The 16,250-nt window shown below is 59.6% G+C and carries 15 protein-coding genes; 9 read left to right on the top strand and 6 right to left on the bottom strand.

The genetic code is table 11. From position 1 onward, the window contains the following. Nucleotides 1-51: 51 nt before the first annotated feature. Nucleotides 52-939, bottom strand: coding sequence for a LysR family transcriptional regulator (locus PSUM_RS20340; RefSeq protein ID WP_020797622.1), 888 nt, complete (start codon nt 937-939; stop codon nt 52-54). A 175-nt stretch (nt 940-1,114) separates the two neighbouring features. On the opposite strand from PSUM_RS20340, the gene amaB reads away from it, so the two are divergent. The 9 genes from amaB (at nt 1,115) to PSUM_RS20290 (ending at nt 12,265) form a co-directional block, all read left to right on the top strand. Further along, a complete protein-coding gene (amaB, locus tag PSUM_RS20335) occupies nt 1,115-2,605 on the top strand; it encodes an L-piperidine-6-carboxylate dehydrogenase (protein WP_020797621.1) in 1,491 nt (496 codons plus the stop codon). A 155-nt stretch (nt 2,606-2,760) separates the two neighbouring features. Continuing rightward, complete coding sequence (gene amaA, locus PSUM_RS20330; protein WP_020797620.1) at nt 2,761-4,044, top strand: L-pipecolate oxidase; 1,284 nt, start codon at nt 2,761-2,763, stop codon at nt 4,042-4,044. A 362-nt stretch (nt 4,045-4,406) separates the two neighbouring features. Next, nucleotides 4,407-5,540, top strand: coding sequence for a branched-chain amino acid ABC transporter substrate-binding protein (locus PSUM_RS20325; protein WP_020797619.1), 1,134 nt, complete (start codon nt 4,407-4,409; stop codon nt 5,538-5,540). 238 nt (nt 5,541-5,778) lie between these two features. Further along, nucleotides 5,779-6,693, top strand: coding sequence for an ABC transporter permease subunit (locus tag PSUM_RS20320; RefSeq protein ID WP_008058951.1), 915 nt, complete (start codon nt 5,779-5,781; stop codon nt 6,691-6,693). A 3-nt stretch (nt 6,694-6,696) separates the two neighbouring features. Next, nucleotides 6,697-7,980, top strand: a complete 1,284-nt coding sequence (gene livM, locus PSUM_RS20315; protein ID WP_083350062.1) for a high-affinity branched-chain amino acid ABC transporter permease LivM — start codon at nt 6,697-6,699, stop codon at nt 7,978-7,980. Further along, entirely contained in the window at nt 7,977-8,849 is an 873-nt protein-coding gene (locus tag PSUM_RS20310) for an ABC transporter ATP-binding protein (protein ID WP_020797617.1), read from the top strand. Before livM ends, PSUM_RS20310 begins: the two co-directional genes overlap by 4 nt. Further along, nucleotides 8,846-9,562, top strand: a complete 717-nt coding sequence (locus PSUM_RS20305) for an ABC transporter ATP-binding protein (RefSeq protein WP_020797616.1) — start codon at nt 8,846-8,848, stop codon at nt 9,560-9,562. The genes PSUM_RS20310 and PSUM_RS20305 overlap by 4 nt, the downstream gene beginning before the upstream one ends. 837 nt (nt 9,563-10,399) lie before the next feature. Then, nucleotides 10,400-11,161 carry an SDR family oxidoreductase gene (locus PSUM_RS20295; RefSeq protein WP_083350063.1) on the top strand — a complete coding sequence of 254 codons (762 nt, stop codon included), beginning with the start codon at nt 10,400-10,402 and terminating at the stop codon, nt 11,159-11,161. A gap of 198 nt (nt 11,162-11,359) precedes the next feature. Further along, nucleotides 11,360-12,265, top strand: a complete 906-nt coding sequence (locus tag PSUM_RS20290; RefSeq protein ID WP_020797614.1) for a cation diffusion facilitator family transporter — start codon at nt 11,360-11,362, stop codon at nt 12,263-12,265. A gap of 74 nt (nt 12,266-12,339) precedes the next feature. On the opposite strand, the gene PSUM_RS20285 is transcribed toward PSUM_RS20290, so the two are convergent. The 5 genes from PSUM_RS20285 to ureE form a co-directional block, all read right to left on the bottom strand. After that, nucleotides 12,340-13,473 (bottom strand): AGE family epimerase/isomerase, encoded by a 1,134-nt coding sequence (locus PSUM_RS20285; RefSeq protein ID WP_033042199.1) that lies wholly within the window; start codon nt 13,471-13,473, stop codon nt 12,340-12,342. Between the two features lie 173 nt (nt 13,474-13,646). Beyond that, the gene (locus tag PSUM_RS20280; RefSeq protein WP_020797612.1) at nt 13,647-14,219 is read right to left on the bottom strand and encodes a HupE/UreJ family protein; all 573 of its coding nucleotides are present in this window, start codon (nt 14,217-14,219) and stop codon (nt 13,647-13,649) included. Nucleotides 14,220-14,248: 29 nt separating this feature from the next. After that, entirely contained in the window at nt 14,249-14,863 is a 615-nt protein-coding gene (gene ureG / locus PSUM_RS20275) for an urease accessory protein UreG (protein WP_008058937.1), read from the bottom strand. 24 nt (nt 14,864-14,887) lie between these two features. After that, the gene (locus PSUM_RS20270) at nt 14,888-15,562 is read right to left on the bottom strand and encodes an urease accessory protein UreF (RefSeq protein ID WP_083350064.1); all 675 of its coding nucleotides are present in this window, start codon (nt 15,560-15,562) and stop codon (nt 14,888-14,890) included. Further along, nucleotides 15,559-16,059, bottom strand: coding sequence for an urease accessory protein UreE (ureE, locus tag PSUM_RS20265; RefSeq protein ID WP_020797610.1), 501 nt, complete (start codon nt 16,057-16,059; stop codon nt 15,559-15,561). Before ureE ends, PSUM_RS20270 begins: the two co-directional genes overlap by 4 nt. Between the last annotated feature and the right edge of the window lie 191 nt (nt 16,060-16,250).

Raw genomic sequence — 16,250 nt, 5'->3', positions numbered from 1 at the left:
GGCTAGTGGCGCATATCGGTGGTGGGTATTGCCAGCGATTTTTGCACCGCCCTACACCTGCTCCAGCATCCACTTGACGAAATCGCGCACCTTGGGCACTTCCGCCGAATGTTCCGGGTACGCCAGGTAATAGGCATCGGTGCTGGGCATTGCATGCTGCCAGGGAATGACCAGTTTGCCGTCGGCCAGTTCCTCTTCCACCAGAAACCGTGGCAGCAATGCCACGCCGCAGCCGACTTGCGCCGCGCGGATGCACATGTAGAAGGTTTCGAAGCGCGGGCCGTGGTAGCTGTGTTCGGTGTGGTAGCCCTGGCTGTCGAACCAGTCGTGCCAGGCCTGGGGGCGGGAGGCGTTTTGCAGCAGGACCAGGTCGGTGAGTTGCGTCGGGTCGGTGAATGGCGTGTCGGGCAGGCTGCCTGGCGCACAGACCGGCACCAGCTCTTCGCTGAACAACTTCAGGCATTCGGTACCAGGGCGAGAACCCTGGCCGAAGTAGAACGCCAGGTCGCTGCGCCCCTGTAGCAGGTCGTCGGCTTCCTGCTCATTGCACAGGTCCAAATGGATCGAAGGATGGCGCAGACGCCAGCCCTTGAGGCGTGGCACCAGCCAGCGAGCGCCGAAGGTCGAGGGTGTCGAGACGCGCAAGACTTCGGTTTCACCACCGTAGGAACGCAAGTAATGGGTCGACATCTCGACCTGGGTGAGGATTTTTCGTACCTCCACCAGGTACAGATCGCCCGCTGGCGTCATTTGCAGGCGTCGGCGAACCCGGCGAAACAGCAGGTGCTGCAACAGCTCTTCAAGTTGCGCCACCTGTTTACTGACGGCGCTCTGGGTCAGGTTTAGCTCTTCCGCGGCCCGGGTAAAGCTCAGGTGGCGGGTCACGGCTTCGAAACACTGCAGTGCAGCGATCGAGGGCAAATAGCGTTTGTTCAGCATGGGCGGTCCTTTGTACTTGTCTCTTTATTGCCAACAATGCACAGCATGAATAAACGGAATGATATCTCTCTTAATGGTCGTTTGTTGAGTAACCTCGGGAGCGCTAAAACTACAGGTCTGATCAGTCGTGATTCGGCGGCTGCACACGTTCCGTTTTTTGCTTGAGGAGTGACCCATGGTTGCCGCATTGCTTGATCGTCTTGGTGTGAACCCGGCCCTGTACCAGAACGGCAAAGTGCCGGTGCATTCGCCAATCGATGGCAGCACGATTGCCGCCGTCAACTGGGAAGGTGCCGCTGAAGTCGAGCAGCACATCAGTCGTGCAGATCATGCATTCGAATTGTGGCGCAAGGTGCCGGCGCCGCGTCGTGGTGAGCTGGTGCGGCAACTGGGTGACATCCTGCGTGAATACAAGGCCGATCTCGGCGAGTTGGTGTCCTGGGAAGCGGGCAAGATCACCCAGGAAGGCCTGGGTGAAGTTCAGGAAATGATCGACATCTGCGATTTCGCCGTCGGCCTGTCCCGCCAACTGTACGGCTTGACCATCGCCTCCGAGCGTCCTGGCCACCACATGCGCGAAACCTGGCACCCGCTGGGCATCGTCGGCGTGATCAGCGCCTTTAACTTCCCGGTGGCGGTCTGGGCCTGGAACGCCACGTTGGCGCTGGTTTGCGGCAACCCGGTGATCTGGAAGCCGTCGGAAAAAACCCCACTGACCGCATTGGCCTGCCAGGCACTGTTCGACCGCGTGCTGAAGAATTTCAGCGATGCGCCACCGCACTTGAGCCAGGTGGTCATTGGCGGTCGCGATGCCGGTGAAGCCTTGGTCGATGACCCGCGTGTCGCGCTGGTCAGCGCTACCGGCAGCACCCGCATGGGCCGTGAAGTGGCGCCAAAAATCGCTGCGCGTTTTGCCCGCAGCATTCTCGAACTGGGCGGCAACAACGCGATGATCCTTGGCCCAAGCGCCGATCTGGACATGGCCGTTCGCGCGATCCTGTTCAGCGCCGTCGGCACCGCCGGTCAGCGCTGCACCACGCTGCGCCGCCTGATCGCCCATGAGTCGGTGAAGGAAGAAATTGTCACCCGCCTCAAGGCCGCCTACTCCAAAGTGCGTATCGGCCACCCGCTGGAAGGTAACCTGATCGGTCCGCTGATCGACAAGCAAAGCTTCGACAACATGCAGGACGCACTGGAGCAGGCGCTGAGCGAAGGCGGTCGGGTGTTCGGCGGCAAGCGTCAGCTTGAAGACAAATTCCCGAATGCCTACTACGTTTCGCCGGCCATCGTCGAAATGCCGGAGCAGAGCGATGTGGTCTGCCATGAAACGTTCGCACCGATCCTCTACGTGGTCGGCTACAACGATTTCAACGAAGCCCTGCGTTTGAACAACGCTGTACCGCAAGGCCTGTCCTCGTGCATCTTCACCACCGACGTGCGTGAAGCCGAGCAGTTCATGTCGGCGGTGGGCAGTGACTGTGGCATCGCCAACGTCAACATCGGCCCGAGCGGCGCGGAAATCGGCGGTGCGTTTGGTGGTGAGAAAGAAACGGGCGGTGGTCGTGAGTCCGGTTCTGATGCATGGCGCGGGTACATGCGTCGTCAGACCAACACCGTGAACTATTCGCTGGAGTTGCCGTTGGCGCAGGGCATTACCTTTGACTGATATTTCAGTGAGGCAGTGATCCCTGTGGGAGCGAGCCTGCTCGCGAATGCAATCTGTCAGTCGACATCAACGGTGACTGATAAACCGCTTTCGCGAGCAGGCTCGCTCCCACACTGATTTGTGTGTGTTGGTTAGGTTTCCGTTGGAGTCTGGCAATGCCGTTACGCGAAGAGTGTCTGTGGGAAAAACTGACGCCGCAAAGGCCCGACAACTCGGCGCTCAAGGGTGAGGTGAAAGTCGATGTCTGCGTCATTGGCGCAGGTTTTACCGGGCTGTCGGCGGCGGTGCATTTGTTGGAGCAGGGCAAAACGGTGTGCGTGCTCGAAGCACACCGCGCAGGCCACGGCGGTTCGGGGCGCAACGTCGGGCTGGTCAATGCCGGCATGTGGATTCCCCCGGACGAGATCGAAGCCGGGTTTGGCGAGGCCGTCGGCAGTCAGCTCAACCGAATGCTCGGCGCAGCACCTTCATTGGTGTTCAGCCTTGTGGACAAGTACAACATCGATTGCCAGTTGCGCCGCGAAGGCACATTGCACATGGGGCACAACGCCCGTGGCGAAGCTGACTTGCGCAGTCGTGAAGAACAATGGAAGCGCCGTGGCGCCCCCGTCGAATTGCTGACCGGTAAAGCGTGTGAGCAAGCGACAGGCACCAAGAAAATCGCCGCGGCATTGCTCGATCGTCGTGCTGGCACGCTCAACCCGATGGCTTACACCACCGGCTTGGCCAAGGCGGCAATGGGCCTGGGCGGTCAGTTGTTCGATCATTCCCCGGTGACCCGCCTCGAACGGCAGGGGCAACGCTGGTCGGTGCAAACTGCGCAGGGGTCGGTCCTGGCCGAGCAAGTGGTGATCGCTTCCAATGCCTACACCGAAGGTGACTGGACCGAGTTGCGACGCAATTTCTTCCCCGGTTATTACTATCAGGTGGCCTCGGTCCCGCTGACCGAAGACGCGGCCCGGCAAATCTTGCCCGGTGGCCAGGGTTCCTGGGACACCCGCCAGGTGCTCAGCAGTATTCGCCGGGACAAGGACGGGCGCCTGCTGCTTGGCAGTCTCGGCAATGGCAATCAGAAACCGGCCTGGTTTCTCAAGGCCTGGGCCGATCGCGTGCAGCAACATTACTTTCCTTACCTCAAGCCGGTGGAGTGGGAGTGCACCTGGACGGGGCGCATCGCCTTCACCCCGGATCACTTGATGCGCCTGTTCGAACCGGCACCCGGAATAGTGGCAGTGACCGGCTACAACGGTCGGGGCGTGACCACCGGGACGGTGGTTGGCAAGGCATTCGCCGATTATTTGTGTAACGGAAATCCTCAAGCGCTACCCATTCCCTTCGCTCCAATGCAGCCACTGGCAGGGGTGGGATTGCGTAGTTGTTTATACGAGGCCGGTTTTTCGCTGTATCACGCAGGCCAGTGCCTGCGGATCGTGATCTGAATGTTGATTTTTGCTGTTGAAAGCGGCGCTTTTTTGATCAGCAGCTAGCCTGTAGTGGTGCGGGTTGTAGCAGTCCCGCACCAGCAGTGTGCACTTCGGTGACGCACGTTGTTACAGGCTGGTTGCACGTCGTTTAGTGCCGCGGTTGCAATGATGGCGCGGGCGGGTTGCGCCTCAAAAAAATAATGGTTTTACCTTCCGCGGTTTAGACGGTTGCACGCCCAATGAAAATGGGCCCGAGATAGTCGAAATAAGAATAAAGCAGCGACTTTTTTAAGAATAAAAAACCGATGGCACGGCCCTTGCTCTGAGCAATCAGTGAAGTCGCAGTGCCAATTAAAAAAACCATGGAGCACCACCTCATGTCCCAGACGTTTTACAAGAAAGGCTTTCTGGCCCTCGCAGTGGCAGCTGCTTTGGGTGTTTCTGCGTTTGCTCAGGCTGACATCAAGATCGGCGTAGCGGGTCCAATGACGGGCGCCAATGCGGCATTTGGCGAGCAGTACATGAAGGGTGCACAGGCAGCAGCCGATGCGGTCAACGCAGCGGGCGGCGTGAACGGGGAAAAAATCGTACTGGTCAAGGGCGATGACGCCTGCGAACCTAAACAGGCTGTGACGGTCGCCAAGGACCTGACCAACCAGAAAGTCGCCGGCGTGGTTGGCCACTTCTGCTCCTCCTCGACCATCCCGGCTTCCGAGATCTACGACGAAGCGGGCATCATCGCCATCACTCCAGGCTCCACCAACCCACAGGTGACCGAACGCGGCCTGAGCGCCATGTTCCGCATGTGCGGTCGTGACGACCAGCAAGGCATCGTGGCCGGCGACTACATCGTCGACGTGCTCAAGGGCAAGAAGGTCGTGGTTCTGCACGACAAGGACACCTACGGCCAAGGCCTGGCTGACGCCACCAAGGCCCAGTTGGTCAAGCGCGGCGTAACGCCAGTGCTGTATGAAGGCCTGACCCGTGGCGAGAAAGACTTCAGCACCATCGTGACCAAGATCCGTGGTGCCGGCGCTGACGTCGTCTACTTCGGTGGCCTGCACCCGGAAGCCGGTCCTCTGGTTCGCCAGTTGCGTGAACAAGGCCTGAAAGACGTCAAGTTCATGTCCGACGACGGCATCGTGACCGACGAACTGGTGACCACCGCAGGCGGTCCGCAATTCGTGGATGGCGTGCTGATGACCTTCGGTGCCGACCCACGCCTGCTGCCAGACAGCAAGACCGTGGTAGACGCCTTCCGCAAGGCCGGTACCGAGCCTGAAGGCTACACCCTGTACGCCTACGCTTCGGTGCAGACCCTGGCGGCTGCCTTCAACGGCGCCAAATCCAACAAGGGCGAAGAAGCGGCTGCGTGGCTGAAGAAAAATCCGGTCAAGACCGTCATGGGCGAGAAGACCTGGGACAGCAAGGGCGACCTGAAAGTCTCCGACTACGTGGTTTACCAGTGGGACAAGGATGGCAAATACCACCAGCTGGAAAAACAGAAGTAAGGGCTGACTCAATCACCTGAACCCACAGATCCTTGTGGGAGCGGGCTCGCCCGCGATGGCGGACTTGCAGGAGACAATTTTGTCGAATGTTCTACCGCTATCGCTGGCAAGCCAGCTCCCACAGGGGACGGTGTGGGCCGGGCTGATCGTGGCTGACATTGCTCCGACGTATATCTGTATTTTCCTTAGAAGAACCGCACCGGCAGGTGGACAGGTTCTCATTGCGTGAGATTGCGTTATGGATGGTATTTTCCTGCAGCAACTGGTCAACGGCCTGACCCTCGGGTCGGTCTATGGCCTGATCGCCATCGGCTACACAATGGTCTATGGCATCATCGGCATGATCAACTTCGCCCACGGCGAGGTTTACATGATTTCCGCTTACCTCGCGGCAATCAGTCTGGCTCTGCTGGCATACTTCGGTATTGAATCCTTCCCTCTGCTGATGCTCGGCACCCTGATCTTCACCATCGTCGTCACGGCGGTGTATGGCTGGGTCATCGAGCGCGTCGCCTACAAACCCCTGCGTAACTCCACCCGACTGGCACCGCTGATCAGCGCCATTGGTATCTCGCTGATTCTGCAAAACTATGCGCAGATCGCCCAGGGCGCCAAGCAACAAGGTGTTCCAACCTTGCTCAGCGGAGCGTGGCGCGTGGAAGTCGGCACAGGTTTCGTGCAGTTGACCTACACCAAGGTGTTCATCCTGGTCGCAGCGTTTGTCGGGATGGCCCTGCTGACCTACGTCATCAAGTACACCAAGCTCGGCCGCATGTGCCGTGCAACCCAGCAAGACCGCAAGATGGCTTCGATCCTGGGGATCAACACCGACCGGGTGATTTCCTATGTGTTCATCATCGGTGCAGCGATGGCGGCCCTGGCCGGCGTGCTGATCACCATGAATTACGGCACGTTCGACTTCTATGCTGGCTTCATCATCGGCATCAAGGCGTTCACCGCCGCGGTGCTAGGCGGGATCGGCTCACTGCCAGGCGCCATGCTGGGCGGGATCATCCTCGGGATTTCCGAGTCGCTGTTCTCTGGCCTGGTGAACTCGGACTACAAAGACGTTTTCAGCTTCTCGCTGCTGGTTCTCGTTCTGGTCTTTCGGCCCCAAGGCCTGCTCGGCCGTCCTCTTGTGTCGAAGGTGTAAGCGATGTCCTCAACCACTAAAAAAACCATTGATATCAAGAAAAGTCTGGTTGACGCGATTCTTGCCGGCCTCATTGCCCTGATCGTGTTCGGGCCGATTGTCGGTGTCGTTCTCGATGGCTACGGCTTCAACCTGGAAACCACTCGCGTGGCGTGGATTGTCGCCATTGTCATGGCCGGTCGCTTTGCCTTGAGCATGTTCCTGCAAACCCCCAAGGGCTTGAGCATCCTCGAAGGTTTTGAAAGCACGGGTTCCGGGGTGCATGTGCTGGCGCCGGATTACAAATCGCGGTTGCGCTGGATCATCCCGTTGGTGATCGTCATCGCCGTGGTGTTCCCGTTTTTCTCCAACTCCTACCTGCTGGGCGTGGTCATTCTCGGGCTGATCTATGTGCTGTTGGGGCTTGGGCTGAACATCGTAGTGGGCCTGGCCGGCTTGCTCGACCTGGGTTACGTGGCGTTCTACGCCATCGGCGCCTATGGCCTTGCGCTCGGTTATCAGTACCTGGGGCTGGGCTTCTGGACGGTGCTGCCGCTGGCGGCGATCACCGCTGGGCTGGCCGGTTGCATCCTCGGTTTCCCGGTGCTGCGCCTGCACGGCGACTATCTGGCGATCGTGACCCTGGGCTTCGGTGAAATCATTCGCCTGATCCTCAACAACTGGCTGTCCCTGACCGGTGGTCCGAACGGTATGCCGGCACCACTGCCGACCTTCTTCGGCCTGGAATTCGGCAAGCGTGCGAAGGACGGGGGCGTGCCGTTCCATGAGTTCTTCGGCATCGCCTACAACCCGGACGTGAAGTACTACTTCATCTACGCGGTACTGTTCCTGGTGGTATTGGCTGTGTTGTACATCAAGCATCGCCTGACCCGCATGCCCGTCGGCCGTGCCTGGGAAGCGCTGCGCGAGGATGAAATCGCCTGCCGTTCCATGGGCCTGAACCACGTTCTGGTCAAGCTCTCGGCATTCACCATCGGCGCATCGACGGCCGGCCTGGCTGGCGTGTTCTTCGCCACCTACCAGGGTTTCGTCAACCCGACCTCGTTCACCTTCTTCGAATCGGCCCTGATCCTCGCCATCGTGGTGCTCGGCGGCATGGGCTCGACCATCGGCGTGGTGATTGCGGCCTTCGTATTGACCGTTGCTCCGGAACTGCTGCGTGGCTTCGCCGAATACCGCGTTTTGCTGTTCGGCATCCTGATGGTGTTGATGATGATATGGCGACCGCGCGGCCTGATTCGAATCAGCCGTACCGGTGTGACCCCGCGTAAAGGAGTAGCGCCATGAGCGAAGTCGTACTCTCCGTAGAGAAGCTGATGATGCACTTCGGCGGCATCAAGGCGTTGAATGATGTCAGCCTGAAGGTCAAGCGCAACTCGATCTTCGCCCTGATCGGCCCGAACGGCGCCGGCAAGACCACAGTGTTCAACTGCCTGACCGGGTTCTACAAGGCCTCCGGTGGCAAGATCGAACTGAACGTGCGGGGGCAGCGAACCAACGTCATCAAAATGCTCGGCGAACCGTTCAAGCCTACCGATTTCGTCTCGCCAAAAAGCTTTATCAGTCGCCTGCGCTACAAGATGTTCGGCGGCACCCACCTGGTGAACCGCGCCGGGCTGGCGCGGACGTTCCAGAACATTCGCCTGTTCAAGGAAATGTCGGTGCTGGAAAACCTGCTGGTGGCCCAGCACATGTGGGTCAACCGCAATCTGCTGGCGGGCATCCTCAACACCAAGGGCTACCGCAAGGCCGAAAGCGATGCGCTGGACCACGCCTTCTATTGGCTGGAAGTGGTGGACCTGGTGGACTGCGCCAACCGCCTGGCCGGTGAGCTGTCCTACGGCCAGCAACGTCGTCTGGAAATCGCCCGGGCCATGTGCACCCGTCCGCAGATCATCTGCCTCGACGAACCGGCCGCCGGCCTCAACCCTCAGGAAACCGAAGCGCTGAGCGCGATGATCCGGCTGCTGCGCGACGAGCATGATCTGACCGTAGTGCTGATCGAACACGACATGGGCATGGTAATGAGTATTTCCGACCACATTGTGGTGCTGGACCACGGCGTCGTGATCGCCGAGGGCGGTCCCGATGCGATTCGCAACGACCCGAAAGTGATTGCCGCCTACCTGGGTGCCGATGAAGAGGAGGTGGTATGAGCAAACCCATCCTCGAACTCAAGGACCTGGACGTGTTCTACGGGCCCATCCAGGCCCTGAAGAATGTCTCGCTGCACATAAACGAAGGGGAGACCGTCAGCCTGATTGGCTCCAACGGCGCCGGCAAGTCGACCCTGCTGATGTCGATCTTCGGTCAGCCACGCGCGGCGGACGGACAGATCCTTTACCAGGGCGTGGACATCACCCACAAGTCGTCGCACTACATCGCCTCCAACGGCATTGCCCAGTCGCCGGAAGGACGGCGGGTGTTCCCCGACATGACCGTCGAGGAAAACCTGTTGATGGGCACCATCCCCATCGGCGACAAGTACGCCAAGGAAGACATGCAACGCATGTTCAAGCTGTTCCCGCGCCTTGAGGAGCGACGCACCCAGCGGGCGATGACCATGTCGGGTGGCGAGCAGCAGATGCTGGCCATCGCACGAGCCCTGATGAGCCGGCCGAAATTGCTGTTGCTCGATGAGCCGAGCCTTGGGTTGGCGCCCATTGTGGTCAAGCAGATCTTCGCGACGCTGCGGGAGCTGGCCAAGACCGGCATGACCATTTTCCTGGTCGAGCAGAACGCCAACCACGCGCTGCGCCTGTCGGACCGAGCCTATGTGATGGTCAACGGCGAGATTCGCATGAGCGGTACAGGGAAGGAGTTGTTGGTCAACGAAGATGTGCGCAACGCTTATCTTGGCGGGCACTAAACCTTAGCGTCCAATGAAAACGCCCTGACGAGATCAGGGCGTTTTTTTTCGCCCCTGTAAAAGCTGGTAGGAGCTGTCGAGTGAAACGAGGCTGCGACCTTTTGATCTTGTTTTTTAAGAATCAAGATCAAAAGATCGCAGCCTGCGGCAGCTCCTACAAGAGCGGTGGTGTGAGGTAAAGTGAAATTGTGGAAAACAAAATTGTCGACCTCTGAAAGCGCGACATAAAGCCGCTGCAAATTGTTGTTTTATCATGGTTTTGACTTGTCCCCGTTTGCTGTGGAACTGGCTGTGAATAACGTGGGAGTAGCTGGCTGAGCGCCTTTGAATCCGTGGCTTGCAGCGCGATGGTTGTTTTTTGATCAGGCGCTTTTTCTTGTCTTCAAGGCAGCGTTGTCAACCTTTTTCTTAGGGTGAAAAGAGCGCCTGAATGCAGTGAACAAGCCTGTGGATAAGTCTGTGGTTAAACTCTGGAAAGACTTGGCTGAGGGCCGTAGTTACTGGCTTGGCGCCATCGCTGGATTGACCGCGCGGTCGGGAAAATGACCCTGGGCTACACAGCAGGCCGATTGGGGTCAAGCAAAAAAGTTTCAAATCGGCCCGCAAAGCCTTGTGGATAGCGGCTTTCAGCTTTTCCACTTGCCCCCGGAATGTGTGGATGGGGCTGTGGATAAGGTGCGTGCATATGGCTGCAAGCCACGGCCGGCAAGGCGTTGCAAGTTTTGTTCGTTTTTTGTACAGATAGCGCGCCGGTTGCCGCTGTGCGCAAGGCCGGGCATGCTGCCTGCTGATTTTCTATTCCAATGGCTGCCGATCAGCCGTAGCAAGGAGAACACCATGTCCAACACCCTGTTTATTACCGGCGCGACTTCCGGTTTCGGTGAAGCCTGTGCCCGTCGTTTTGCCGAGGCCGGCTGGAAACTGGTGCTGACAGGGCGTCGTGAAGAGCGCCTTAACGCCCTGTGCGCCGAACTGTCGAAGCAGACCGAGGTGCACGGGCTGGTGCTTGATGTGCGTGACCGCAAGGCCATGGAAGAAGCCATTGCGAACCTGCCGCCATCCTTCGCCAAGCTGCGTGGACTTATCAACAATGCTGGCCTGGCCTTGGGGGTCGATCCGGCGCCCAAATGCGACCTGGACGATTGGGACACCATGGTCGATACCAACGTCAAAGGCCTGATGTACAGCACCCGCCTGCTGCTGCCACGCCTGATCGCTCATGGTCGCGGCGCCGGTATCGTCAACCTCGGCTCCATTGCCGGCAACTACCCCTACCCGGGCAGCCATGTGTATGGCGCGAGCAAGGCGTTCGTCAAACAGTTCTCCCTGAACCTGCGCTGTGACCTCCAGGGCACCGGCGTGCGGGTCAGCAACATCGAACCGGGCCTGTGCGAAAGCGAGTTCTCTCTGGTGCGCTTTGCCGGTGACCAGGAGCGTTACAACGCCACCTATGCGGGTGCCGACCCGATCCAGCCGCAAGACATTGCCGAGACCATTTTCTGGGTCCTCAATGCCCCGGCGCACATCAACATCAACAGCGTCGAGCTGATGCCGGTGAGCCAGACCTGGGCCGGGTTTGCGATTGAGCGTAAGTCTTAAGACCGAGTCACGGCTTTTCGCGGGCAAGCCCGCTCCCACAGGATTTTGTGTCGTCCACAAAACTTGTGTGCACCTTGATCCACTGTGGGAGCGGGCTTGCCCGCGAAAGGGCCGGAACTGGCAATACAAGACATCAGCTAGACTCCTCATCCAACAACCTCGCCGCGCCCTGCGGTTCAAGGTTTTCGAGGAGACCTTGTGAGCAATCGAGGCGAGCAGGCGCTGCTCAAGCAATCGACCTTCCTGATGCTGGTGGTGACATTCGCCGGGATCATCACCGGGTTTGCCTCGGGTGCCCAATCCATCCTGTTCGATGGATTCTTTTCGCTGGTTGCAACCTTCATCAAGGTCCTGATGCTGATCACCGCCAGGCTGATCGCCAAGGAAAGCAATCAACGCTTCCAGTTCGGCTCCTGGCACCTGGAACCCATGGTGCTGGTGATCGAAGGCAGTTTCCTGTTGCTGGTGGCCATTTATGCCTTTCTCAACGGAGTGTTCGGCATCATCAGTGGTGGACGCGATGTCGAGCTTGGCTTGGTGATCTTCTACGCGGCGGTATTCACCGTCGTCGAGCTCATTTACTTTTTCTACGTTCGCCATCGAAATCGCACGCTCAAGTCATCGCTGATCCAGTTCGACAACATCAGTTGGCTGGTGGACGCGATGCTCTCGGCCGGCCTGTTGGTGAGCTTTCTTATTGCGCTGTTGCTAAAGACCCAGGGCTACGAAAAATGGGCGTTGTATGTCGACCCGATGATTCTGATTCTGCTGGCCCTGGGCATGCTCCCTCCGGCGTTCAAGATCATCGGCCCGGCGTTACGCGATGTGCTGGGAATCGCCCCGGATCAACTGGACGACAAGGTGCGCCAGGTGATGGAAGAGGCGAAGATCGAGCATGGTTTCGACGACTATATTTCCTACGTGCAGAAGCACGGTCGGGCGTGTTTTATCGAGATTCACATCGTGTTGCCGACAAATTATCCGCTGCGCAGCGTGGTGCAACTGGATGCGCTACGAGAGGAGATCTCCGCGAAGCTCGGCAAACCTGATGCGGCGAGGTGGCTGACCATCAGTTTTACCGGGGATCGCAAGTGGATTGCGTGAAATCCGGTGGATTCCTCGCAATGTAGGCGCGAGCGATGCGTCGATCCGACTTGCCGGCGAAAGCGACCGTTCAGTCAACCAAGATACTCAGCCAACCCGCGATAACAGGTCGCCAAGTGATAAGGGGTAGTCGATGGCATGTCCCGCCGGCTCACTTCACCGTGTTCGTCGCGGCATTCATACCAGCCGCCCGCGTGCAGCGAGCGCTGCTGCAACGCCTGCAATTGACGCAGCACCGAAGCCTCACTGCCTGGTCGCAGGGTCAAGGCGCGCAGGTATTCGGCCTGGGCCCAGATCCGTTGAGTCGCGTCCCGTGAGCCGCCATCCGGACCCAGGTCCAGCATGGCCCGCACGGCACCGGTGTGTGGGTCGACGCCCAGTTGTTCGGTGAAGGCAAAAGCGCGCTCCAGCGAAGCATGTAGTGGAGAACCACGCAGCAGGTCGGACGACTCGAGCAGGAAATACCACTCGAACTGATGCCCGGGTTCGAACCAGTTATCCACAGCCTCCAGCGGTTTTTCCATCAACACGCCGTGTTGCGGCTCGATAAACCGCCGCTGCATCCCTGTGCATAAGTCCACGAGCGCCTGTTGCACAGCGAGGTCTTCACGCACCGACAGCGTGGCAAGGAAGGCTTCAGCCAGGTGCATCAACGGATTTTGCAGCGGTCCGCTGTTCAACGATGACCAGTCACGATCGAGGCTCGCTTCGTAGAGGCCGTCGCCGCTGGAGAAACGTTGCGCGATCACTTCCAGGGCCGCGTTGAGCACCGATTCCACCAGCGGCTCGCGGACTTTGTCCCAGTAGTGGGCGCAGGCGAACAGAATGAATGCGTGGGTGTAGAGATCTTTACGCTGATCCAGTGGCGCGCCCTGCGGGTCGATGCTGTAGAACCAGCCGCCATGCTCGGCATCGTGGAAGTGCCGCTGCAAGGAACGGAACAGCGCTGCCGCGCGCTCTTGAGCGCCTGGCACCTGGCCGATCAGGCTGGCAAATAGATACAGCTGCCGCGCGCAGGCCATGGCCCGGTAGCGTTGGGGAGGCAACGGGTGGTGTTCGGCGTCCAGCGCCTCATAGGGCAGCGCCAACTCGGCATTCCAGCCGGGACCTTGCCAAAGCGGCACGATCACGTCCTGGAAGTGCTGTTGCACCGAGGCAAACAGGGCGGTCAGTTCAGGCTGGGAGGCGGAGCGGGAAACAGGCGGCATTGGCTGGCGTCGTCACGGCAGGGTTGATTGCGCGACATGTTAGCAGGCCTTAGAGCTGTGTTGTCTCTCAGGCCGCTTTCGCGAGCAGGCTCGCTCCCACAATGAAACTGTGTACACAGGGCAAATGTGGGAGCGAGCCTGCTCGCGAAGACGCCATCACGGGCAATAGAGATTTAGCTCGCCAACAACCACACGCCAGTCGCCGCCGAAGCCGCCCCCGCCAGTCTCACTAAAGGCGCAGCAGCTTGCGGCAACACCCGTACCAACGCATAACCTGCCGCATGCAACACCGCGGTCGCCGCGACAAATCCCGTGGCATATCCCCAAGGGCTCGTCATGTCCGGCAACTCCAGGCCATGCGCCACGCCATGGAACAGCGCAAACAACGCCGTTGCGGCCATTGCCAGGCTCAACGGTGGACGCACCGCCAAGGCCACCGCCAGGCCCAGCGCCAACACAGACGCGGCAATGCCACCTTCCAGCGCCGGCAGTTCCAGCCCTGCAAAACCCAGCAGACCGCCGATCAGCAGGGTGACAATGAAGGTGCACGGCAGCGCCCAACGCGCCGCACCTTTGTGCTGAGCCGCCCACAGGCCGACCGCGAGCATTGCCAGCAGATGATCGAGTCCACCGAGCGGGTGGCTGATGCCCGCGACCAAGCCATTGTCCCCGTGCCCTGGGTGGGCCAACGCAATGGTCGGTGTCAACAGCAGGGTCATTGCGCCCAGAATGCGTTTGAGTGTCATCGAGAAGCTTCCTTGTTGATAAGTCTTGATCAGGCTGCCGTCAGCAGGCCCTGGCGTTCGATGAAGGCGATGATCGCGTCCAGTCCCTGGCCGGTTTTCTGGTTGCTGAACACGAACGGCTTGCCGTTGCGCATACGCGTGGTATCGCTGTCCATCAGCGTCAGCGACGCTCCCACCAGGGGCGCCAGGTCAATTTTGTTGATCACCAGCAGATCGGATTTGCAGATCCCCGGTCCGCCTTTGCGCGGCAACTTGTCGCCAGCGGACACGTCAATCACGTAGATGGTCAGGTCGGACAGTTCCGGGCTGAAGGTGGCCGAGAGATTGTCGCCACCGGATTCCACCAGGATCAGGTCCAGGCCCGGAAAACGGCGGTTTAATTGATCCACGGCTTCAAGATTGATCGAGGCGTCTTCGCGGATCGCCGTGTGCGGGCAGCCGCCGGTCTCCACGCCGATGATGCGTTCCGGCGCCAGCGCTTCGTTGCGCACCAGGAAATCAGCGTCTTCGCGGGTATAGATGTCGTTGGTCACCACTGCCAGGTTGTAGCGTTCGCGCAGGGCCAGGCACAGGGCCAGGGTCAGGGCGGTTTTACCGGAGCCGACCGGGCCGCCGATGCCGACGCGCAAGGGTTGTGTGTTCATGTGATTCTCCAGAATAAGGGGTCCTTAGGAACGGAACAGACGGCTGTACTGGCGCTCGTGGGCCATGCACGCCAGGGACAGGCCAAACGCGGCACTGCCAAAGTGTTCGGGGTTGATTCGGGTAGAATCCTGCTGGGCCTGTTGCAGCAGCGGCAGCAGTTCACTGGTCAAGCGCTGCGCAGCCTGTTGGCCCAGTGGCAAGGTTTTCATCAATACCGCCAGTTGGTTTTCCAGCCAGCTCCAGAGCCACGCGGCCAGTGCATCCTGCGGGCTGATCCGCCAGGCGCGAGCGGCCAGCGCCCAGCCCAGGGCCAGGTGTGGTTCTGGTCGTTGTTCAAGGAAGGCGCGGGCCGGTGCATCGAGTTCAGGCAGGCCGTTGAGTAACTGCTGCAAGGAGTAGCCCATTTGCCGGCTCTCCTGATGCAGTTCGCGGGTTTCCCGGCTGGCACGGTGTTCTTCGCAGCGCTGCAGCAGTTCGCTCCAATTCTCCTCGACCGCGGCCACGCAATGGGCGAGCAGTAGCGGCGCCTCGAAGCGGGCGAGATTGAGCAGCAACTGATCGCTGATCCAGCGCCGCGCGCTGTCGGGATTGTGCACTTGGCCGTTGTCCACCGCCATTTCCAGGCCTTGGGAATAGCTGTAGCCGCCAATCGGCAATTGCGGACTGGCCAGGCGCAGCAGGGCCCATGCAGGGTTCATGGGCGCACGCCGAACTGATGCAGTTTTGGCGGATAGTTGAAGTCTTCGTCGCCGTGGCGGGAATGGTGATGGCCGCCGCCGTAGGCGCCGTGTTCAGGTTGAAAGGCCGCTTCGATGGGTTCGGCTTGCGCGCCAAGTTGTTCGAGCATGGCCTTGAGCACGTAGTCGTCGAGCAAGCGCAACCAGCCGTCGCCCACTTGCAGGGCGACATGGCGATTACCCAGGTGATAGGCGGCACGCGTCAATTCGTAGGCATTGGTGCAGGTGACGTGCAGCAATTGTTCGGGACGGGCACAGACGCGTACCACGCGGCCGTCTTCGGCTTGCAGACATTCGCCGTCATACAAGGGTGGTTGACCGCGCTCCAAAAACAAACCGACGTCCTCACCTTCGGCACTGAAACAGCGCAAGCGGCTTTTGCTCCTGGCCTCGAAGGTCAGGTGCAATTCGGCGGCCCAGTCGGGTTGAGGGTCGATTCTGCGATGAATCACCAGCATCGGAAAGCTTCCAGCAATGGACAATGCTCAGGCTAGAGCAAGGGGCTTGCCAATCTGGGGGCGTGTAGGAAATACCTGTAGGCAGCGTAGGAAAAGTTTCGAGGTGCTCAGGATCTTGACTGAAATTGGTGCGCAGATTATTCAAACTGCACCAATTTGTGGCGAACAGAGATGGCACAGTGGCGCGGCGC

The sequence above is a fragment of the Pseudomonas umsongensis genome (assembly GCF_002236105.1).
Lineage (GTDB): Bacteria > Pseudomonadota > Gammaproteobacteria > Pseudomonadales > Pseudomonadaceae > Aquipseudomonas > Aquipseudomonas umsongensis.
The sequence above is the reverse complement of the archived record's forward strand: the minus strand, read 5'-3'. Positions and strand labels throughout refer to the sequence as shown.

What these genes read in the sequence shown, in the direction of transcription:
- PSUM_RS20340 (WP_020797622.1), bottom strand. Translation starts at nt 939, where the DNA reads ATGCTGAACAAACGCTATTTGCCCTCGATCGCTGCACTGCAGTGTTTC.
- amaB (WP_020797621.1), top strand. Translation starts at nt 1,115, where the DNA reads ATGGTTGCCGCATTGCTTGATCGTCTTGGTGTGAACCCGGCCCTGTAC.
- amaA (WP_020797620.1), top strand. Translation starts at nt 2,761, where the DNA reads ATGCCGTTACGCGAAGAGTGTCTGTGGGAAAAACTGACGCCGCAAAGG.
- PSUM_RS20325 (WP_020797619.1), top strand. Translation starts at nt 4,407, where the DNA reads ATGTCCCAGACGTTTTACAAGAAAGGCTTTCTGGCCCTCGCAGTGGCA.
- PSUM_RS20320 (WP_008058951.1), top strand. Translation starts at nt 5,779, where the DNA reads ATGGATGGTATTTTCCTGCAGCAACTGGTCAACGGCCTGACCCTCGGG.
- livM (WP_083350062.1), top strand. Translation starts at nt 6,697, where the DNA reads ATGTCCTCAACCACTAAAAAAACCATTGATATCAAGAAAAGTCTGGTT.
- PSUM_RS20310 (WP_020797617.1), top strand. Translation starts at nt 7,977, where the DNA reads ATGAGCGAAGTCGTACTCTCCGTAGAGAAGCTGATGATGCACTTCGGC.
- PSUM_RS20305 (WP_020797616.1), top strand. Translation starts at nt 8,846, where the DNA reads ATGAGCAAACCCATCCTCGAACTCAAGGACCTGGACGTGTTCTACGGG.
- PSUM_RS20295 (WP_083350063.1), top strand. Translation starts at nt 10,400, where the DNA reads ATGTCCAACACCCTGTTTATTACCGGCGCGACTTCCGGTTTCGGTGAA.
- PSUM_RS20285 (WP_033042199.1), bottom strand. Translation starts at nt 13,473, where the DNA reads ATGCCGCCTGTTTCCCGCTCCGCCTCCCAGCCTGAACTGACCGCCCTG.
- PSUM_RS20280 (WP_020797612.1), bottom strand. Translation starts at nt 14,219, where the DNA reads ATGACACTCAAACGCATTCTGGGCGCAATGACCCTGCTGTTGACACCG.
- ureG (WP_008058937.1), bottom strand. Translation starts at nt 14,863, where the DNA reads ATGAACACACAACCCTTGCGCGTCGGCATCGGCGGCCCGGTCGGCTCC.
- PSUM_RS20270 (WP_083350064.1), bottom strand. Translation starts at nt 15,562, where the DNA reads ATGAACCCTGCATGGGCCCTGCTGCGCCTGGCCAGTCCGCAATTGCCG.
- ureE (WP_020797610.1), bottom strand. Translation starts at nt 16,059, where the DNA reads ATGCTGGTGATTCATCGCAGAATCGACCCTCAACCCGACTGGGCCGCC.